Origin of the sequence: Neisseria benedictiae (assembly GCF_958267435.1) — a bacterium.
Classification (GTDB): domain Bacteria; phylum Pseudomonadota; class Gammaproteobacteria; order Burkholderiales; family Neisseriaceae; genus Neisseria; species Neisseria bergeri.
Window position 1 is genome coordinate 220,962 of record NZ_CATQFV010000027.1, and the last position, 19,741, is coordinate 240,702.

Genomic DNA, 19,741 nt, shown 5'->3' on the forward strand with positions numbered 1-19,741 from the left:
ACCGACCGCAAACATTTAAAAAATTGCCACTGCCAAATCTAAAATGCCGTCTGAAAGACTTTTCAGATGGCATTTCGCGGAGTCTTTAAAACAGAGAATCCAACTGCTGCTGTTTGGAATCCGTATTGCTCGGAAGCGCCGGCGTTTCCTGTACATCCTGACGCGTTTCGTCAGACCTTCCCTGCTGTTCTTTTTCTACTGCCGCTTCATCATCTTCTCTTGCCCGTCGGGAAGGTTGCGGCGCAATACCGCTGTTGTCCAGCATCAAGCCTGGATCGGTTACCATACGTTCTTTCATATAGTATTCGCCATTGCTGCTGACCACACCCTCAGGCATTTTCATCCCTTTGCCCTGCTTTCCTTTCAACGCAAAACGCATATAGTCCACCCAAACCGGCACCGCAATCGTACCGCCGTAGCCGGCACGCCCCATACTCTTAGGTTTGTCGAAGCCGATATATACGGCAGTAACCACATCAGGGTTAAACCCGACAAACCACGCATCCTTATTGTCATTGGTCGTACCCGTTTTACCGGCAATATCCGTTCTTCCCAACGCAGCTGCCCCCCTTGCCGTACCGACACGGACCACATCCTGCATAATCTTATACATAATATAGGCATTGCGCGGATCGATTGCCTGAGGCGCATTTTGCCCGGCCACCAAAGGTTGCATTTGGGCACGCAACCTGCCGTCTCTGTCATAAATCTTATCGATCACGTGCGAAGAAACCCTATATCCGCCGTTCGCAAATACGCTATATGCCTCCGCTATCCTCAACGGTGTCGTCTCGCCCGTACCTAAAGCCATAGACAGGCTGACAGGCAGCTCGGACGGTTTGAAGCCGAAACGCCGGATATACTGTTGCGCGTAACCGACACCGATAGACATCAAAATACGGATGGAAACCATATTTTTGGAAGCCGTCAGAGCCTGCCTTAAAGTGATATATCCCGAATATCTGCCGTCTGAATTTTTAGGTGTCCAAACCGAACCGTTCGGCCCTTTCCCCGGCAGGGAAATCGGCGCATCGTTAACCATTGTGGACGCGGTCATCCCCTTAGATAATGCCGCCGAATAGACAAACGGCTTAAAGGTCGAACCCGGCTGCCGCATTGCCTGAACGGCACGGTTGAATGTTTTGCTGTGAAAATCATAACCGCCGACCAGCGCGCGCACCGCCCCGGTTTTTGCATCCAGCGAAACCAAAGCACCTTGCAGGAGCGGCTCTTGAACCACCGCCCAACGCCCGCCATTGTTTTTGACACGGATGACCGCACCCCTGCGGATACGGTCCTCACCCATTTTCTCATTATCGACCGCGCGGGTCGCAAAACCCAAGGCGCGCCTGTCAAGCGTAACCCGCCTGCCGCCGGGCAGCTGTATGACGATATTTTTCTTTTTAGTAACATCCAACACAACGGCGGGAACCATTTTATCGACGGTATAGAGTCCCGACAGATACTGGCTGACAGTCTCCTCGACATCTTCACTCTTACTCAAATCGATATAGTTTTCCGCACCGCGGTAGCTGCTGCCGCGATCGAAATTCCGTAGAGCCTTGCGCAATGCTTCGGTTGCCACCTTCTGATGATCGGTGCGGACCGTGGTATAAACCTTAAAACCCTGCGTATAGGCATCTTCACCGTATTTCTCATACAGTTCCTGACGCACCATCTCCGCCACATATAAAGCACTCTGATCGATTTTCTGAACAAACCGCTCGTAATGCAGCTCCTCATTCAACGCCTGATCGCGCTGTTGCACGGTAATCATCTTCTCCTCGAGCATATTGTTCAAAATATACTTCTGGCGCAACTTGGCACGTTCCGGATTAACAATCGGATTATAGGCGGACGGAGCCTTGGGCAGTCCCGCAAGCATGGCGGCTTCCGCCAAAGTCAAATCTTGGACATTCTTATTAAAATAGATTTGCGCGGCAGATGCAAAACCATAGGCGCGCTGACCGAGGTAAATCTGATTGAAATACAACTCGAGGATTTTGTCTTTGCTTAAAGACTGCTCGATTTTATAGGCAAGCAACGCCTCATTGAATTTGCGTGTGAACGTTTTTTCACTGCTCAAATAAAAATTTTTCGCCACCTGCTGTGTAATCGTACTCGCACCCGACTGCACGCTGCCGGACACGACATTGCCGACGGCAGCGCGGGCAACACCCCAAACATCCACCCCCCAATGCCGGTAAAAGCGTTTGTCCTCGGCGGCGATAACCGCATTCCGCAACACCTCGGGGAAATCGCCGATTTTTGTAAATTCGCGCCGCTGCTCCCCATACATACCGATGACTTCTCCATCCGCCGAATAAATAGTCAACGGCATTTTAGGCTGGTAATGCTGCAAAGAATCCAAAGACGGCAGTTTCGGATACGTTACCAAAATAGCAATGGCAACCAGCCCCACTCCAAATACACATAATCCCAAAACCAAACCAAAACAGGTAGTTATAATCTTTTTAATCATAGCTGAATGATAATTTACCATTATCGGTATTAAATAAAGTAAAATAGCAGCCGATTTCTACAAAGCACAGTTTCAACGTGTAAAAAACAAGAAATCCATTACGGATACCGAAACGGTTACTCACTGTACAAATAAAGTAGGAACTTCATCATGCGCTTGTTTAACAGCTTGAAAAACCCTAAAAAAACAGATGCCAAGCCCCAAAAGAAATCCTCAGGGCTCAATAACCGCACGGCAATCGGCGTCGACATCGACCAACATTCCATCAAAATGGTCCAATTGTCAGGACGTAGTTTAAACCAAATCCAATTGGAAAAATACATTATTGTCAAACTGCCGAAAAATATTGTCCAAGGCAACAAAGTTCAAAATTACGATCAACTTGTTACATATTTGCAACAAGCCTATGCCGAACTGGGTGCTTCGTGCAAAAACATCATCGCATCCGTCCCGCAAAATCTGACAACCATCGAACAATTGACCTACACGGCCAAAGATGCGGAATTGGATCTGCAGGGGTTCGTGGAGTCCTCCATCTCCGAAGTCAGCTCGATATCGCTCGAAGAAGCCAATTACGACTATCAGGTCTTGTCCCAATCGGCCGCCGGCGAAGCTGTTTTGGCCGTTGCATCGAGAAAGGATGAAATCGAACCCCTGATTGACGCATTCAACGCCGCCGGTATGAAATTATCCGCGCTTGATGTGGACATTTTCGGGCAATACAACGCCTACGCGCTGTGGATAAACCATTTCGCCCCCGAACTTGCAGCCGAAAAAGTCGCCATTTTCGGCGTATATGCCGCACAAACCTACGCCTTGGTCATCCAAGACGGAAAAATCCTATACAAACAGGAACCCTCCGTCAGCGAAGAACAGCTCAACCAACTCATCCAGCGCACCTATCAGGTGACAGAAGAAAAAGCGGAAGAAATCATCAACTCCCCGCAAAAACCTTCCGATTACCAAGAAAGAGTGGCAGACCATTTCAACCAGCAGATTACCCAAGAAATACAAAGGGTCTTGCAGTTTTATTACACCACGCAGACCGCAGACGATATGACCGACATCAAGCATATCCTGCTGACGGGGGAAGCGGTGCGCCAGGAAGGCATCGCCCAAACCGTCGCCTCTCAAACCAATGCGGATGTACAATGCGTCCATCCCGCGCGTTATTTTGCGGACGACCTCAAAACAGACAAACAACAATTCGAACTTGATGCGCCGACACTGACCAGGGCGTTCGGTTTGGCGGTACGGGGATTATAATTATGAACAATTTAATCAAAATCAACCTCCTCCCCTACAGGGAAGAGATGAACAAGCGCAAACAGCAGCAGTTTAAAATGCTGATGTACGGCGCCGTGCTGACGGGCGTTGCCGCCGTTGCGGCAACCTACCTGTTTATCGACAACATGATCAATAACCAGTCGGAAAGAAACACGCTGCTGGAAACCTCCATCGCACACTTGGATACCGAGCTGTCGGAAATACAAAAGCTCAAACAGGAAAAAGATGCCTTCCTGATTAAGAAAAACAAAATCGAGGAACTCCAGCTCAAACGCCTCCAAGCCGCAAAAATCCTCGACAGCCTGAATGAGGCTGTCCCCGAAAGCACCTACCTGACCTCGCTGGATGCAGTTACCGCCGACTCTTACCGGCTCAACGGCAGAACATCCAGCGACAACCGCGTTGCCGCCATGATGAGGGCGATGCCCAATACCGGCATATTCAAGCAACCCGAATTGTTAAGCATCAAGAAAAACAATTCGTATCAAGAATTTACCCTTCAGGCAACATTACAACCTATCATAAAGGCGGCCGAATCCAAAGAGAATCCGGCTTCGGGAAATGCACAGGAGGCAAACTGAATGGCTTCTAAATCATCTAAAAACAACTTGGATTTCAACAACCTTCACCTGCTCAACCTTCCTGCCAGGCTTTTTATCGCCCTGCTGGTCGTTGCCGCCATACTGGGCGGCGGTTATGCCGGATTGTTCAAAAGCCAGATGGAATCCCTTGAGGAATATGAAGCAAAAGAAACCGAACTGAAAAACACCTACAAACAGAAAAGTATCGACGCGGCCAGTTTGGACAACCTGAAAGAAGAGCTTGCCGCCATCCGATCCGCCTTCAACATTATGCTGAAACAGCTTCCGACCGATTCCGAAATTCCCAATCTGGTTCAAGAGCTTCATCAGGCGGGTTCGAGCAACGGCCTGCGCTTGGACAGCGTCATACCGCAGCCGCCTGTTGACGACGGCCCGATACAAAGGCTGCCCTATTCCATTTCCATTACCGGAAACTACAATCAAATCAGCCAGTTCACGCGCGATGTCGGCAGCCTTTCGCGGATTATCACCCTTGAATCGCTCAAAATTACCCAATCCTCCGAAAACGGAGGGGGGGCGGACGGCAAAAGCAACATCCTGAACCTCAGCGCCATTGCCACTACCTATAAGGCAAAATCCATAGAAGAACTTGCCGCACAACAGCAGGCTGCAGAAGCGGCACAAAATGCCGAACAAAAATAACTTATGTTAGGGAAACCATGAAATATTACGCCTTATTCATCAGCCTTGCCGCCCTATCCGCCTGTTCCCAAGATGCTGAAGACCTGAACGGGTGGATGGCTCAGACACAGCAGGAAGCCAAAGCAGGAATCATACCTTTCCAAGCTCCGACCCTGCCGGTCGCGCCGGTATACAGCCCCCCTCAGACGACAGGACCCAACGCTTTCGATTTCCACCGAATGGAAGCTGCCAAAAAAGGGGGGAACGCCCCCGACACCAAGCGTATTAAAGAAACGCTAGAAAAATTCAGCTTGGAAAACATACGCTATGTCGGCATTGTGAAGTCCGGTCAGAAAGTATCCGGCTTCGTTGAAGCCGACGGTTATGTCTACACAGTCGGCATCGGCAACTATTTGGGGCAAAATTACGGTAAAATCCAAAGCATTACCGACGACAGCATCGTTTTGAACGAATTAATCGAAGACGGTACGGGCAACTGGGTTTCCCGCAGGGCGGAACTGCCTCTGAACGCTTCCGACAAAAACACCGAACAAGCGGCAGCACCCGCCGCAGAACAAAATTAAGAAGGGGATTAATCCATATGAATACCAAACTGACAAAAATCATTTCCGGCCTGTTTGTCGCAACCGCCGCCTTTCAGACGGCATCGGCAGGAAACATTACAGACATCAAAGTCTCCTCCCTGCCCAACAAACAGAAAATCGTCAAAGTCAGCTTTGACAAAGAAGTTGTCAACCCGACCGGCTTCATAACCTCCTCACCGGCCCGCATCGCCTTGGACTTTGAACAAACCGGCATTTCCATGGATCAACAGGTACTCGAATATGCCGACCCTCTGTTGAGCAAAATCAGTGCCGCACAAAACAGCAGCCGTGCGCGTCTGGTTCTGAATCTGAACAAACCGGGCCAATACAATACCGAAGTACGCGGAAATGAAGTTTGGATTCTCATCAACGAATCAGACGATACCACATCCGCCCCCACCCGCCCCGCCGTAAAAGCCGCGCCTGCCGCACCGGCAAAACAACAGGCTGCCGCACCGTTTACCGAGTCCGTAGTATCCGTATCCGCCCCATTCAGCCCCGCAACACAACAAACGGCGGCTGTACAGGCAAAACAAACCAATATCGATTTCCGCAAAGACGGCAAAAATGCCGGCATTATCGAATTGGCGGCATTGGGCTTTGCCGGGCAGCCCGACATCAGCCAACAGCGCGACCACATCATCGTTACGCTGAAAAACCATACCCTGCCGACCGCGCTCCAACGCAGTTTGGATGTGGCAGACTTCAAAACACCGGTTCAAAAGGTTACGCTGAAACGCTTCAATAACGACACCCAGCTGATTATCACAACAGCCGGCAACTGGGAACTCGTCAACAAATCCGCCGCGCCCGGATACTTTACCTTCCAAGTCCTGCCGAAAAAACAAAACCTCGAGTCGGGCGGCGTGAACAATGCGCCCAAAACCTTCAAAGGTCGGAAAATCTCCCTTGACTTCCAAGATGTCGAAGTCCGCACCATCCTGCAGATTTTGGCAAAAGAATCCGGGATGAACATTGTTGCCAGCGATTCCGTCAACGGCAAAATGACCCTCTCCCTCAAAGACGTACCTTGGGATCAGGCTTTGGATTTGGTTATGCAGGCGCGCAACCTCGATATGCGCCAGCAAGGGAACATCGTCAACATCGCGCCCCGCGACGAACTGCTTGCCAAAGACAAAGCCCTCTTGCAGGCAGAAAAAGACATTGCCGATCTGGGTGCGCTGTATTCCCAAAACTTCCAGTTGAAATACAAAAATGTGGAAGAATTCCGCAGCATCCTGCGTTTGGACAATGCCGACACCACCGGAAACCGCAACACGCTTATCAGCGGCAGGGGCAGCGTGCTGATCGATCCCGCCACCAACACCCTGATTGTTACCGACACCCGCAGCGTCATCGAAAAATTCCGCAAACTGATTGACGAATTGGACGTGCCCGCGCAACAAGTGATGATTGAGGCGCGTATCGTCGAAGCGGCAGACGGCTTCTCGCGCGATTTGGGCGTTAAGTTCGGCGCGACAGGCAAGAAAAAACTGAAAGATGCAGACCACGCATTCGGCTGGGGTGTGAACTCGGGTTTTGAAGGCGGCGACGGCAAATGGTCTGCCCAAACCAGCATCAACCTGCCGGTTGCCGCTGCCGCAAACAGCATTTCACTGGTGCGCGCGATTTCCTCCGGCGCGTTGAATTTGGAATTGTCCGCATCCGAGTCGCTTTCAAAAACCAAAACGCTTGCCAATCCGCGCGTACTGACCCAAAACCGGAAAGAAGCCAAAATCGAATCCGGTACGGAAATCCCCTTCCAAGACACTTCAAGTTCGGGCGGCAGCAGCAGCACGACCACAACCTTCAAAAAAGCTGTCTTGGGATTAACCGTTACGCCGAACATCACGCCCGACGGGCAAATCATTATGACCGTCAAAATCAATAAAGACACACCTGTCGACTGTACTGTGAAAGATGAAACGACCAAGTGTATCCAAACCAAAAACCTGAATACGCAGGCTATGGTTGAAAACGGCGGCACGTTGATTGTAGGCGGCATTTATGAAGAAGAGAACGGCAATACGCTGACCAAAGTCCCCCTGTTGGGCGACATCCCCGTTATCGGCAACCTCTTTAAAACACGCGGGAAAAGCACCAACCGCCGCGAACTGCTGATTTTCATTACCCCGAGGATTATGGATACGGCCGGCAACAGCCTGCGCTATTGATGCGGCAAAATAAGGGCATATGTTTACGGCATATGCCTTTTTTTATCTAAAATCCAACACCCGTCAAAATGCCGCTTGAAACTGAATTACCATCCCGATATACCTTAAGCCCCTACCAGTCCTGCCAATATCGTATAAAATTACGCCATGAAAAATTTTACCGACAAACTCATCCTCATCGGACTGATGGGCGCGGGCAAAACCACTCTAGGCAGACAGGTTGCCCGCTCCCTAAATTACCGCTTTTACGACTGCGACCATGAAGTTTCGGCAGCCGCCGGCGTTTCCATCCCCACCATATTTGAAATGGAAGGCGAACAGGGATTCCGTTCGCGCGAAACCGCCATACTCAAAAAACTGATTGTCCTGCCGCATATCGTCCTGTCCACCGGCGGCGGCGCGGTGTTAAAAGAAGAAAACCGCGCCCTTATCCGCAAAAGCGGCACAGTCGTTTATCTGCACGCCCCGCCCGAAACCCTGCTCGAACGCACGCGCTGCGACAACAGCCGCCCTTTGCTGCAAGTTGCCGATCCTTTGGCGAAATTGCGCGAACTCTACGCCGCACGCGACCCGCTTTACAGGCAAACCGCCGACTTCACCGTCGAATCGGGAAACTGCCGACAAACCATACAAACCCTGCTCAACCTTTTATCCGAATAAAAACCGACGCATGAAAACACTGACCGTACACACCCCGTCCCACAGCTACCCCATCTTTATCGGCAACGGGCTGCTGCCGCAGGCAGGAAGCCTGCTCAAACCGCATTTGGGCAAACGCGCCGCCATCATTACCAACGAAACCGTCGCCCCGCTCTACCTCGGCACGCTTCAGACGGCATTGAATGCGGCAGGCATTCCCCATTTCAGCATCATCCTGCCCGACGGCGAGGCGCACAAAAACTGGCAGACGCTCAACCTCATCTTTGACGGGCTGATGCAAAACCGCGCCGAACGCAAAACCACGCTCATCGCACTGGGCGGCGGCGTGATCGGCGATATGACGGGTTTTGCGGCGGCTACTTATCAACGCGGCGCGCCATTTGTTCAAATTCCCACTACTTTATTAAGTCAGGTCGATTCCTCCGTCGGCGGCAAAACCGCCATCAACCACCCACTCGGCAAAAATATGATCGGCGCGTTTTACCAGCCGCAGGCGGTGCTTGCCGACTTGGATACGCTGCACACCCTGCCCGTCCGCGAATTGTCCGCCGGTATGGCGGAAGTCATCAAATACGGCGCGCTCGGCGACATTAGTTTTTTTGAATGGCTGGAACAGCATATACCCGAACTGATGGCACTCGAACGCGCGCGCCTCACCCAAGCCGTGTACCGCTGCTGCCAAATGAAGGCGGACATCGTCGCCCAAGACGAGACCGAACAGGGCATACGCGCATGGCTCAACCTCGGACACACCTTCGGACACGCCGTCGAAGCGGAAATGGGTTACGGCGTATGGCTGCACGGCGAGGCCGTCGCCGCCGGCTGCGTGTTGGCGGCGCGTTTGTCCGAACAACTGGGCAAAATCTCCGCCGCAGATACCGCACGGCTTGCCGCCCTGTTTGAAGCCGCCGGACTGCCGTCCGCGCCGCCCGTGTTTGCCTTTGAAAAATGGCTCGAACATATGAGCCACGATAAAAAAGTCAGCGGCGGCGTGATGCGCTTTATCGGGTTGAACCGTCTGGGCGAAGCCGTCATCACCGAAATTACTGACACGGACATCCTCCGCCGCACCCTGCAACCGTATCTCTGATTTCCTCTGCCGATGTGCTGCCGCGCGGGTTTGACGCACGATGATGATTTTCCATCATCTTTCTCCGCGAAAGCGGGCATCCGGTTATTCCATATTGCAGGGATTTATCCGGAATAACGACAATCTGTCCGCCGTCATTTCCGCACAGATGGAAATCCGGAAATTCAAAATCACAGGAATTTATCCGGAATAACAGCAACCCGAAACACCCCGTCATTCCCGCGCAGGTGGGAATCCAGTCCGTTCCGTTTCGGTCATTTCCGATAAATTCCTGTTGCTTTTCATTTCCAGATTCCCACTTTCGTGGGAATGACGGCGGAAGGTTTTTGGTTTTTTTCCGATAAATTATTGAGGCATTGAAATTCTAGATTCCCGCCTGCGCGGGAATGACGGAATCTTAAGTTTCCGTCTTTGTTTTCTGTTTTCGCGGAAATAATGGGGAACAAGCCGTATTTCAGACGGCATTTTCGGTTCGGGGTATAATCCGAATACTTGCGACCATCTGAATCATTTGGACAAACTATGTGTCAACTGCTGGGCATGAACTGCAATACGCCGACCGATATTATGTTTTCCTTTGAAGGTTTCCGCCGGCGCGGCGGCATTACCGACCATCACGCCGACGGTTTCGGCATCGGCTTTTTCGAAGGCAAGGGCGTACGCCTGTTCCATGACGACAAACCGAGTGCAAATTCCCCCGTCGCCGACCTCGTGCGCGCCTACCAGATTAAATCGGAAAACGTCGTCGCCCATATCCGCAAAGCCTCGCAAGGTCAAACCTCGCTGGCGAACACCCATCCCTTTATGCGCGAAATGTGGGGCGGCTACTGGCTGTTTGCCCACAACGGGCATTTGGTCGATTTTTTCCCCGAACAGGGCGAATTTTTCCACCCCGTCGGCACAACCGATTCCGAACGCGCGTTCTGCCACATCCTCAACCGCCTCCGCACACGCTTTGCCGCCCGTCCCGACGACGACACGCTGTTTGACGCGATTGCGGGGCTGACGCACGAAATCCGCAAATTCGGGCTGTTTAACTTTATGCTTTCAGACGGCATTTCCCTGTTTGCCCACGCCAGCACGCTGCTGCACTACATCGTCCGCCAAGCCCCGTTCGGCAAGGCGCGCCTGCTCGACGACGATGTAATGGTCGATTTTGCCGAAGTAACCACGCCGGATGACCGCGTCGCCGTCATCGCCACCCTGCCGCTAACGCGCGATGAAACGTGGTCCCAACTTGCCGCGGACGAACTGGTCATGCTCCGCGAAGGCAACATCGTCCGGCACGACCGTCCCGAAAACCCCGTCTATATGAGTACCGAAGAAGGTCTGGAAATCGCCCGCGCCGCCGGCGTATCGGTTTGACGTTCAGACGGCATCAGGGAGAAACACTATGAAATGCCCGTTTTGCGCCCACCCCGACACCCGCGTCGCCGATTCGCGCCTGATGGAAGAACGCAACGCCGTGCGCCGCCGCCGCCAATGCCCCAACTGCGGCAAACGCTTCGGCACGCTCGAAACCGCCGAACTCAAAATGCCCGCCGTCATCGGCCCGGACAAAAAACGTTCGCCCTTCAATGCACAACGCCTCCGCAACGACCTGACCGCCGCCGCCCGAAAATCCGCCCTGACACCCGAACAGATCGATGAAACCGCCCGCCTGACGGAACTCAGGCTCTACACTTCGGGTCAGCGCGACATATCCTCATCCGGACTTGTCGAAATCGTGCTGGAAGAGCTGTTCGGGCAAAATACGGAAGCCGCCGTACGCTTCGCCGCACTGCACAAACGCTTCGACAGCCCGGAACATTTCGCCTCGTGGCTGGCGCAAGCCGTCAAAACAGGCGGCAAAGCCTGATTCCCCCAACCCATACTGATACGGTATCCCTATGTTTTCGGACACAGATATATCCATGATGGAAAACGCCCTCCGACTTGCCGCTTTGGGGCGTTTTTCCACTTCGCCCAATCCGCGCGTCGGCTGCGTTATCGCACACGGCAGACAAATTGTCGGACAAGGCTTCCACGTCAAAGCAGGCGAACCGCACGCCGAAGTCCACGCCCTGCGTCAGGCGGGCGAAATGGCACAAGGCGCGACCGCCTTTGTTACCCTCGAACCGTGCAGCCATTACGGACGCACGCCGCCCTGCGCCGAAGCCCTGCTCCGTTCCGGCGTAACACGCGTCGTTGCCGCCATGCGCGACCCCAACCCGCTGGTTGCAGGCAAAGGGCTTGCCCTGCTCGCATCGGCAGGCATCAAAACAGAATGCGGACTGCTTGAAAACAAAGCACGCGAACTCAACCGAGGCTTCCTGTCGCGCATCGAACGCCGCCGTCCCTTCGTCTGCCTCAAATGCGCCGTTTCGCTGGACGGCAAAACCGCCCTTTCAGACGGCAGCAGCTTTTGGATTACCGGCGAAGAAGCGCGTGCCGACGTACAAACTTTACGTGCCGAAAGCTGCGCGGTGCTGACCGGCATCGGCACGGTGTTGGCGGACAATCCCCAACTCAACGTCCGCGCTTTTCCAACTTTGCGCCAACCCGCGCGCATCGTGTTAGACAGCCGCCTGCGTCTGCCCCCGAACAGCCATTTGGTTACCGACGGACAATCTCCGACCTACATCGCCACCTTGGAACGCGACGAAGACAAACTCCGCCCCTATCGGGAACACGCACACATCCGCATCCTGATGCCGTCTGAAACGGCAGACGGCAAAATCGATTTGAACAGCCTGATGCGCCTGCTTGCCGACGAAGGCATAGGGGAACTCATGGTCGAAGCCGGTTTCCGACTCACCTCCGCCTTTTTGGCAGAAGATTTGGCGGACGAAATCGTGCTGTACCGTTCGCCCAAAATCCTCGGCAGCGGCAAAGACCTGTTTTCCCTGCCCGAAAACCGCGCCGCCCTTTCCGCACCGCCCTTGTGGACACCCGTTTCAAGCGAAATCCTCGGACACGACATCAAAACCGTGTTCCGGAAAAACGGCAACGCCTTTTAAAGGGTTTGCGCCGTTTCACTATATAATAACGCCGATAAAAAACGGCACCATTCAGACCGCCGCCCACCCGAAAAAGCGCAACCCGGACTGCCGCACCCCGCCGGCAGCCGCGACGGTCTGAAAGCCGTCAAATTCCGATCAAGAAAGGCTTCAGACGGCATAGGCAGCATCCCGCCTCCGTCCGGACATCAAAAATGGACACAAAAGAAATCCTCGGCTACGCGGCAGGCTCGATCGGCAGCGCGGTTTTAGCCGTCATCATCCTGCCGCTGCTGTCGTGGTATTTCCCCGCCGACGACATCGGGCGCATCGTGCTGATGCAGACGGCAGCGGGACTGACGGTGTCGGTATTGTGCCTCGGGCTGGATCAGGCATACGTCCGCGAATACTATGCCGCCGACGACAAAGACACTTTGTTCAAAACCCTGTTCCTGCCGCCGCTGCTGTTTTCCGCCGCGATAGCCGCCCTGCTGCTTTCCCATCCGGCCATACCGTCTGAAATCCTGTTTTCGCTCGACGATGCCGCCGCCGGCATCGGGCTGGTGCTGTTTGAACTGAGCTTCCTGCCCATCCGCTTTCTCTTACTGGTTTTGCGTATGGAAGGACGCGCCCTTGCCTTTTCGTCCGCGCAACTCGTGCCCAAGCTCGCCCTGCTGCTGCTGCTGCCGCTAACGGTCGGGCTGCTGCACTTTCCGGCGAACACCGCCGTCCTGACCGCCGTTTACGCGCTGGCAAACCTTGCCGCCGCCGCCTTTTTGCTGTTTCAAAACCGATGCCGTCTGAAGGCCGTCCGGCGCGCACCGTTTTCATCCGCCGTCCTGCACCGGGGGCTGCGCTACGGCATACCGATCGCACTGAGCAGCATCGCCTATTGGGGGCTGGCATCCGCCGACCGTTTGTTCCTGAAAAAATATGCCGGTCTGGAACAGCTCGGCGTTTATTCGATGGGTATTTCGTTCGGCGGGGCGGCATTATTGTTCCAAAGCATCTTTTCAACGGTTTGGACACCGTATATTTTCCGCGCAATCGAAGAAAACGCCCCGCCCGCCCGCCTCTCAGCAACGGCAGAATCCGCCGCCGCCCTGCTTGCCTCCGCCCTCTGCCTGACCGGCATTTTCTCGCCCCTTGCCTCCCTCCTGCTGCCGGAAAACTACACCGCCGTCAGGTTTATCGTCGTATCGTGTATGCTGCCGCCGCTGTTTTGCACGCTGGTAGAAATCAGCGGCATCGGTTTGAACGTCGTCCGCAAAACGCGCCCGATCGCGCTCGCCACCTTGGGCGCGCTGGCGGCAAACCTGCTGCTGCTGGGGCTTTCCGTACCGTCCGGCGGCGCGCGCGGCGCGGCGGTTGCCTGTGCCGCCTCATTCTGGCTGTTTTTTGCTTTCAAGACCGAAAGCTCCTGCCGCCTGTGGCAGCCGCTCAAACGCCTGCCGCTTTATCTGCACACCTTGTTCTGCCTGACCTCCTCGGCGGCCTACACCTGCTTCGGCACGCCGGCAAACTATCCCCTGTTTGCCGGCGTATGGGCGGCATATCTGGCAGGCTGCATCCTGCGCCACCGGAAAGATTTGCACAAACTGTTTCATTATTTGAAAAAACAAGGTTTCCCATTATGAAAATCGTTTTGACCACATCTATGGCAGGCTTGGGCGGCACGGGCACGATATCATCGATTGCCAAATGGCGTGCAAAAACGACCCCGTTCAGTCCGACGAAATCGTCCGCCGCTTCAGGCGCGACATTTCCTATCGGAAAATCGTCAACCTGATTGAAAGATTAGCCCATGAGTAAATTCTTCAAACGCCTGTTTGACATCGTCACCTCCGCATCGGGACTGATTATCCTCTCACCCGTTTTCCTGATTTTGGCGTACCTCATCCGCAAGAATCTGGGTTCGCCCGTCTTCTTCATTCAGGAACGCCCCGGAAAGGACGGAAAACCTTTTAAAATGGTCAAATTCCGTTCCATGCGCGACGCGCTTGATTCAGACGGCATTCCGCTGCCCGACGGAGAACGCCTGACACCGTTCGGCAAAAAACTGCGTGCCGCCAGCCTGGACGAACTGCCCGAACTGTGGAACGTCCTCAAAGGCGACATGAGCCTGGTCGGCCCCCGCCCGCTGCTGATGCAATATCTGCCGCTGTACGACAACTTCCAAAACCGCCGCCACGAAATGAAACCCGGCATTACCGGCTGGGCGCAGGTCAACGGGCGCAACGCCGCCTCATGGGACGAACGCTTCGCATGCGACATCTGGTATATCGACCACTTCAGCCTGTGCCTCGACATCAAAATCCTACTGCTGACGGTTAAAAAAGTATTAATCAAGGAAGGGATTTCCGCACAGGGCGAAGCCACCATGCCCCCTTTCACAGGAAAACGCAAACTTGCCGTCGTCGGCGCGGGCGGACACGGCAAAGTTGTTGCCGAGCTTGCCGCCGCACTCGGCACATACGGCGAAATCGTTTTTCTGGACGACCGCACCCAAGGCAGCGTCAACGGCTTCCCCGTCATCGGCACGACGCTGCTACTTGAAAACAGTTTATCGCCCGAACAATACGACGTCGCCGTCGCCGTCGGCAACAACCGTATCCGCCGCCAAATCGCCGAAAAAGCCGCCGCGCTCGGCTTCAAACTGCCCGTTCTGGTTCATCCGGACGCATATGTTTCCCCGTCGGCAACCGTCGGTCAGGGCAGCATCATTATGGCTCAGGCAGTCGTACAGGCAGGCAGCGTATTGAAAGACGGCGTGATTGTGAACACTGCCGCCACTGTCGATCACGACTGCCTGCTTGATGCTTTCGTCCACATCAGCCCGGGCGCGCACCTGTCAGGCAACACGCGTATCGGCGAAGAAAGCTGGATAGGCACGGGCGCGTGCAGCCGCCAGCAGACAACCGTCGGCAGCGGGGTTACCGCCGGCGCGGGGGCGGTTATCGTGTGCGACATCCCGGACGGCATAACCGTCGCGGGCAATCCGGCAAAGCCCCTAGCGAACAAAAACCCCAAGACCGGGACGGCATAAGCGATTAAAATAAACCTCCGTACAAACCGATTGGCTGTGTTTTAATATAGTGTTGATAGGCATACTTGGCTTCAAGGTATTCAACAGGATAGGTTTATTCCTAATCGGAAAATAATTGTCTTTTCCCTTGCAAATAATTGAAATCAACAGATTACTAAAACACAGCCTTTTAAAAGGAAAAAAATGACTCACCCAAATAGAAACTGGCAGAGAAGATGGTCGGTAGATTTCGAACAACAAACCGCAACGCATAAAGAAGGTTGGGTATTTGAGTTTAAAAAAGTTTCAGACGGCGTTTTTGACGGCAAATTGATTCGTCAGCCAGAAAACCTCACGCTTGAGCAAATTAAAAACGCGCCGCGCATTGCCCGTGAAGCGGACGAGGCATGGGAGCGCGCACGGAAGGGGCGGCAATGATAAGCAACCCCCAATTCGGCTACACGCCGGCCAATTTGAAGGCGGTGCGGCAAAAATACGGGCTGACGCAGCAGGCGGCGGCGGATTTGTTGACGGTCGGCATATCCGGCTACCAACGGTGGGAGGCTGATATTACCCTCAAAAGCCATACCGATATGCCGTTAGAAAAATGGTTTAAATTTTTACAAAAACTAACACAATTAAATCAGCGGATATAGCCAAACGTCCTGCTTTGCCAGTCTAATCGAAGTTCATATGTTAAATAGATCGAAAAACACAAAATTGTCGAAAACTAAGACGGCTAAAAATGATGTGTTATACACACAATACTCTGATATTGAAAAAGAAATTCAAGCCTACCTGGAATTTAACCCCGATGTATTCAGGGATAAAACGGTCTTGCTTCCGTGTACGGCGAATTTACGCATCAATGCAGCGATGATGACTTTTTTCGGCCCAACGGTAATATCAACGGACTGTTAAAACACAGCCAACCGATTTTGACAACACCTGCGGCGTGCGACCGATTCATCGGGACACGCAAAACCCCTCCATCAGACGGCATATTGTCAGAAATGCCGTCTGAACCCGACGGACCAAACACCATGCTGAACACCTCCCTTTCCCCGTGGCCCTGCTTCACCCAAGAAGAAGCCGATGCCGTTTCCAAAGTCCTGCTGTCCAACAAAGTCAATTACTGGACAGGTACGGAATGTCGCGAATTTGAAAAAGAATTTGCTGCTTTCGCCGGCACGCGGTACGCCGTCGCCCTTTCCAACGGCACGCTGGCACTCGATGTCGCGCTCAAAGCAATGGGCATAGGCGCGGGCGACGATGTGATTGTTACCTCGCGCACTTTCTTGGCTTCCGCTTCCTGCATTGTGAACGCAGGCGCAAACCCCGTGTTTGCCGACGTGGATTTGAACAGCCAAAACATCAGCGCGGAAACCGTCAAAGCTGCGCTGACGCCGAATACCAAAGCCATCATTGTTGTGCACCTTGCCGGTATGCCCGCCGAAATGGACGGCATTATGGCTTTGGCCAAAGAACATGATTTGTGGGTGATTGAAGACTGCGCCCAAGCGCACGGCGCGACCTACAAAGGCAAATCCGTCGGCTCTATCGGACACGTCGGCGCATGGTCGTTCTGCCAAGACAAAATTATGACCACCGGCGGCGAGGGCGGTATGGTTACGACCAACGACAAAACCCTGTGGGAAAAAATGTGGTCGTACAAAGACCACGGCAAAAGCTACGATGCCGTGTACCACCGCGAACACGCCCCCGGTTTCCGCTGGCTGCACGAAAGTTTCGGCACCAACTGGCGCATGATGGAAATGCAGGCGGTCATCGGCCGCATCCAGCTCAAACGTATGCCCGAATGGACGGCACGCCGCCAAGAAAACGCCGCCAAGCTGGCGGAAAGCCTAGGCAAATTCAAAAGCATCCGCTTGGTTGAAGTCGCCGACTACATCGAACACGCGCAATACAAGTTCTACGCCTTCATCAAACCCGAACACCTCAAAGACGGCTGGACGCGCGACCGCATCGTCAGCGAACTGAACGCGCGCAAAGTCCCCTGCTATCAAGGCAGCTGCTCAGAAGTGTATTTGGAAAAAGCCTTCAACGACACGCCTTGGCGGCCGAAAGAGCGGCTGAAAAACGCCGTCGAACTGGGCGACACCAGCCTGATGTTCTTGGTGCACCCGACGCTGACCGACGGCGAAATCGCGTTCTGCAAAGAACACATCGAAGCCGTATTGACCGAAGCCACACGATAACCCTTCAGACGGCATATGCCGTCTGAAAGCACATACCGCCCCACGATATGACTCTGGAAACCCTGCTTGCCCTACCGCGCAACATCAAGAAAATCTGTTTCCTCATACACGATTTTCTGATGATTTTCACCGCCTTCTGGTTTACCCAAAGCCTGAAGGCAGACTATTCCGAAGAATGGTTCAGCCTTGCCAACTGGCAGTCTTTCCTGCTGACCGCGCTGTTGACCATCGGCCTGTTCGTCAGAATGGGGCTCTACCGTGCCGTTACACGCTTTGTCAGTTTCCACGTCCTGACCACAGCCTTTGCCGGTAGCCTCGTCTCCGCCGTCCTGTTCTTCCTCAACACATTGATTTTTGAAGAAAGGCTGCGCCTCGCCCTGCCCGTCGTCTATTTCCTGCTGCTGCTCGTATCCGTAACCGGCTCGCGCATGGTCATACGCGGCCTTTTATCCGACCACCAAAAAAAACATATGACCCCCGTCATCATTTACGGTGCGGGACAGTCGGGCAGACAACTGCTTGAGGCCGTCAAACAGATACGCGAATATTCCGCGATCGCCTTTGTGGACGACAACCCCAAGCTTTGGCACACCGTCATCTACGACCTTGCCGTTTACCAGCCCGATGCCATCGCCTTCCTCATCGAACGCTACGGCGTGGAAAAAATCCTGCTCGCCATTCCCAGCGCGACCCAGGAACAACGCCGCCGAATCATCAGCAAACTGGAAGCCTATCCGTGCGAAGTGTTGACCATTCCCGGAATGAAAGACCTGATGGACGGGAAAATCAGCATCGGCACGCTCAAAAAAATCTCCGTGTCCGACCTGCTCGGACGTGATTCCGTCGCGCCCGACGACCGCCTGATGAGTGCCGACATCGAAGGCAAAACCGTCATGGTAACCGGTGCGGGCGGCTCCATCGGTTCGGAACTCTGCCGCCAGATTATCCGCCGCCGCCCCGAAAAACTGCTGCTGTTCGAGTTATCCGAATTCGCCCTGTACGCCATCGAAAAAGAATTGCGCGAAACCTGCATCCAAAAACGCCTCGACACCGAAATCCTGCCCTTTCTCGGTTCGGTGCAAAACCGCACGCTGCTCGAACACGTCATGACCGCCTTTTCCGTTGCGACCGTCTATCACGCCGCTGCCTACAAACACGTCCCCATGGTCGAATTCAACACCGTCGAAGGCATACGCAACAACATCTTCGGCACACTCGAGTGCGCGCTTGCCGCCACGGCATCAGGCGTAAGAACCTTCGTCCTCATCTCCACCGACAAAGCCGTCCGCCCCACCAACACCATGGGTGCCAGCAAACGCATGGCGGAACTCTGCCTTCAGGCACTCGCCGCCGAACCCGGACAAAAAACCCGCTTCAGCATGGTGCGTTTCGGCAATGTTTTAGGTTCGTCCGGCTCCGTTGTCCCGCTGTTTGAAAAACAGATTGCCGAAGGCGGCCCGATTACCCTGACCCACCCCGAAATCACACGTTATTTCATGACCATACCCGAAGCCGCCCAACTCGTCATACAGGCAGGCGCGATGGGTACGGGCGGCGACGTATTTGTCCTCGACATGGGCGAATCCGTCAAAATCATCGACCTTGCCCGCCAAATGATTACCCTAAGCGGCCTCAAACCCAAAACACCCGAACAACCTGACGGCGACATCGAAATCCTCATTACCGGACTGCGTCCCGGAGAAAAACTCTACGAAGAGCTGCTCATCGGCGACAACGTCCGCAAAACCAGCCATCCGCGCATCATGACCGCCAACGAGACCATGCTGCCGTGGCACGAACTCTCCGCCCTGCTCGATCGCATCCGTTCGGCCTGCGACCGTTACGACCAGCAGGCAATCCGCACCCTGCTCATCAACGCCCCGACCGGCTTTGCCCCGAGCGACGGTATCTGCGACCTGCTTTGGGTTCGCGAAACACACAGAAAAAATGCCGTCTGAACCTTCAGACGGCATAACGTACAAACCAACCTACCTTACA

Annotated in this window: 18 protein-coding genes; 17 read left to right on the plus strand and 1 reads right to left on the minus strand. The window is 54.0% G+C overall.

What is annotated here, in order from left to right; translation table 11 throughout:
* Nucleotides 1-85: 85 nt before the first annotated feature.
* Nucleotides 86-2,482: a penicillin-binding protein 1A gene (locus Q3O12_RS03285; protein ID WP_301669294.1), complete on the minus strand. Its 2,397-nt coding sequence runs from the start codon at nucleotides 2,480-2,482 to the stop codon at nucleotides 86-88.
* Between the two features lie 150 nt (nucleotides 2,483-2,632).
* On the opposite strand from Q3O12_RS03285, the gene pilM reads away from it, so the two are divergent.
* The 17 genes from pilM (at nucleotide 2,633) to pglD (ending at nucleotide 19,701) form a co-directional block, all read left to right on the plus strand.
* The gene (gene pilM / locus Q3O12_RS03290) at nucleotides 2,633-3,748 is read left to right on the plus strand and encodes a type IV pilus biogenesis protein PilM (protein ID WP_301669295.1); all 1,116 of its coding nucleotides are present in this window, start codon (nucleotides 2,633-2,635) and stop codon (nucleotides 3,746-3,748) included.
* Between the two features lie 2 nt (nucleotides 3,749-3,750).
* Nucleotides 3,751-4,350, plus strand: coding sequence for a PilN domain-containing protein (locus Q3O12_RS03295; protein ID WP_301669296.1), 600 nt, complete (start codon nucleotides 3,751-3,753; stop codon nucleotides 4,348-4,350).
* Nucleotides 4,351-5,013, plus strand: coding sequence for a type IV pilus inner membrane component PilO (locus Q3O12_RS03300; protein WP_301669297.1), 663 nt, complete (start codon nucleotides 4,351-4,353; stop codon nucleotides 5,011-5,013). It abuts the gene before it with no gap.
* Between the two features lie 17 nt (nucleotides 5,014-5,030).
* Entirely contained in the window at nucleotides 5,031-5,576 is a 546-nt protein-coding gene (locus Q3O12_RS03305; RefSeq protein ID WP_107819764.1) for a pilus assembly protein PilP, read from the plus strand.
* Between the two features lie 17 nt (nucleotides 5,577-5,593).
* Nucleotides 5,594-7,771, plus strand: a complete 2,178-nt coding sequence (locus Q3O12_RS03310) for a type IV pilus secretin PilQ (RefSeq protein WP_301669298.1) — start codon at nucleotides 5,594-5,596, stop codon at nucleotides 7,769-7,771.
* Between the two features lie 147 nt (nucleotides 7,772-7,918).
* Nucleotides 7,919-8,431, plus strand: coding sequence for a shikimate kinase (locus Q3O12_RS03315; RefSeq protein WP_301669299.1), 513 nt, complete (start codon nucleotides 7,919-7,921; stop codon nucleotides 8,429-8,431).
* A 10-nt stretch (nucleotides 8,432-8,441) separates the two neighbouring features.
* Nucleotides 8,442-9,521, plus strand: a complete 1,080-nt coding sequence (gene aroB, locus Q3O12_RS03320) for a 3-dehydroquinate synthase (protein WP_301669300.1) — start codon at nucleotides 8,442-8,444, stop codon at nucleotides 9,519-9,521.
* A 522-nt stretch (nucleotides 9,522-10,043) separates the two neighbouring features.
* Complete coding sequence (locus Q3O12_RS03325; RefSeq protein WP_301669301.1) at nucleotides 10,044-10,886, plus strand: class II glutamine amidotransferase; 843 nt, start codon at nucleotides 10,044-10,046, stop codon at nucleotides 10,884-10,886.
* A gap of 28 nt (nucleotides 10,887-10,914) precedes the next feature.
* Nucleotides 10,915-11,379 carry a transcriptional regulator NrdR gene (locus tag Q3O12_RS03330; RefSeq protein WP_301669303.1) on the plus strand — a complete coding sequence of 155 codons (465 nt, stop codon included), beginning with the start codon at nucleotides 10,915-10,917 and terminating at the stop codon, nucleotides 11,377-11,379.
* Nucleotides 11,380-11,410: 31 nt separating this feature from the next.
* Nucleotides 11,411-12,520 (plus strand): bifunctional diaminohydroxyphosphoribosylaminopyrimidine deaminase/5-amino-6-(5-phosphoribosylamino)uracil reductase RibD, encoded by a 1,110-nt coding sequence (gene ribD / locus Q3O12_RS03335; RefSeq protein WP_301669304.1) that lies wholly within the window; start codon nucleotides 11,411-11,413, stop codon nucleotides 12,518-12,520.
* Nucleotides 12,521-12,714: 194 nt separating this feature from the next.
* Complete coding sequence (locus tag Q3O12_RS03340; protein WP_301669306.1) at nucleotides 12,715-14,136, plus strand: lipopolysaccharide biosynthesis protein; 1,422 nt, start codon at nucleotides 12,715-12,717, stop codon at nucleotides 14,134-14,136.
* A 167-nt stretch (nucleotides 14,137-14,303) separates the two neighbouring features.
* Entirely contained in the window at nucleotides 14,304-15,545 is a 1,242-nt protein-coding gene (locus Q3O12_RS03345; protein ID WP_301669308.1) for a NeuD/PglB/VioB family sugar acetyltransferase, read from the plus strand.
* Nucleotides 15,546-15,728: 183 nt separating this feature from the next.
* Nucleotides 15,729-15,962 carry a hypothetical protein gene (locus tag Q3O12_RS03350; RefSeq protein WP_185079931.1) on the plus strand — a complete coding sequence of 78 codons (234 nt, stop codon included), beginning with the start codon at nucleotides 15,729-15,731 and terminating at the stop codon, nucleotides 15,960-15,962.
* Nucleotides 15,959-16,180, plus strand: a complete 222-nt coding sequence (locus tag Q3O12_RS03355; RefSeq protein WP_123812337.1) for a helix-turn-helix domain-containing protein — start codon at nucleotides 15,959-15,961, stop codon at nucleotides 16,178-16,180. Before Q3O12_RS03350 ends, Q3O12_RS03355 begins: the two co-directional genes overlap by 4 nt.
* A 37-nt stretch (nucleotides 16,181-16,217) precedes the next feature.
* On the plus strand, nucleotides 16,218-16,445 hold the full coding sequence (locus Q3O12_RS10855) for an adenine-specific methyltransferase EcoRI family protein (RefSeq protein WP_369419351.1): 228 nt from the start codon (nucleotides 16,218-16,220) through the stop codon (nucleotides 16,443-16,445).
* A gap of 122 nt (nucleotides 16,446-16,567) precedes the next feature.
* On the plus strand, nucleotides 16,568-17,743 hold the full coding sequence (locus tag Q3O12_RS03360) for a DegT/DnrJ/EryC1/StrS family aminotransferase (protein ID WP_301669342.1): 1,176 nt from the start codon (nucleotides 16,568-16,570) through the stop codon (nucleotides 17,741-17,743).
* A 47-nt stretch (nucleotides 17,744-17,790) separates the two neighbouring features.
* Entirely contained in the window at nucleotides 17,791-19,701 is a 1,911-nt protein-coding gene (pglD, locus tag Q3O12_RS03365) for an NADH-dependent dehydratase PglD (RefSeq protein WP_301669310.1), read from the plus strand.
* Nucleotides 19,702-19,741 lie beyond the last annotated feature (40 nt).

Bases quoted from the DNA above. Each gene is read 5' to 3' on its own strand.
- Q3O12_RS03285 (WP_301669294.1), bottom strand. From the start codon at position 2,482: ATGATTAAAAAGATTATAACTACCTGTTTTGGTTTGGTTTTGGGATTA.
- pilM (WP_301669295.1), top strand. From the start codon at position 2,633: ATGCGCTTGTTTAACAGCTTGAAAAACCCTAAAAAAACAGATGCCAAG.
- Q3O12_RS03295 (WP_301669296.1), top strand. From the start codon at position 3,751: ATGAACAATTTAATCAAAATCAACCTCCTCCCCTACAGGGAAGAGATG.
- Q3O12_RS03300 (WP_301669297.1), top strand. From the start codon at position 4,351: ATGGCTTCTAAATCATCTAAAAACAACTTGGATTTCAACAACCTTCAC.
- Q3O12_RS03305 (WP_107819764.1), top strand. From the start codon at position 5,031: ATGAAATATTACGCCTTATTCATCAGCCTTGCCGCCCTATCCGCCTGT.
- Q3O12_RS03310 (WP_301669298.1), top strand. From the start codon at position 5,594: ATGAATACCAAACTGACAAAAATCATTTCCGGCCTGTTTGTCGCAACC.
- Q3O12_RS03315 (WP_301669299.1), top strand. From the start codon at position 7,919: ATGAAAAATTTTACCGACAAACTCATCCTCATCGGACTGATGGGCGCG.
- aroB (WP_301669300.1), top strand. From the start codon at position 8,442: ATGAAAACACTGACCGTACACACCCCGTCCCACAGCTACCCCATCTTT.
- Q3O12_RS03325 (WP_301669301.1), top strand. From the start codon at position 10,044: ATGTGTCAACTGCTGGGCATGAACTGCAATACGCCGACCGATATTATG.
- Q3O12_RS03330 (WP_301669303.1), top strand. From the start codon at position 10,915: ATGAAATGCCCGTTTTGCGCCCACCCCGACACCCGCGTCGCCGATTCG.
- ribD (WP_301669304.1), top strand. From the start codon at position 11,411: ATGTTTTCGGACACAGATATATCCATGATGGAAAACGCCCTCCGACTT.
- Q3O12_RS03340 (WP_301669306.1), top strand. From the start codon at position 12,715: ATGGACACAAAAGAAATCCTCGGCTACGCGGCAGGCTCGATCGGCAGC.
- Q3O12_RS03345 (WP_301669308.1), top strand. From the start codon at position 14,304: ATGAGTAAATTCTTCAAACGCCTGTTTGACATCGTCACCTCCGCATCG.
- Q3O12_RS03350 (WP_185079931.1), top strand. From the start codon at position 15,729: ATGACTCACCCAAATAGAAACTGGCAGAGAAGATGGTCGGTAGATTTC.
- Q3O12_RS03355 (WP_123812337.1), top strand. From the start codon at position 15,959: ATGATAAGCAACCCCCAATTCGGCTACACGCCGGCCAATTTGAAGGCG.
- Q3O12_RS10855 (WP_369419351.1), top strand. From the start codon at position 16,218: ATGTTAAATAGATCGAAAAACACAAAATTGTCGAAAACTAAGACGGCT.
- Q3O12_RS03360 (WP_301669342.1), top strand. From the start codon at position 16,568: ATGCTGAACACCTCCCTTTCCCCGTGGCCCTGCTTCACCCAAGAAGAA.
- pglD (WP_301669310.1), top strand. From the start codon at position 17,791: ATGACTCTGGAAACCCTGCTTGCCCTACCGCGCAACATCAAGAAAATC.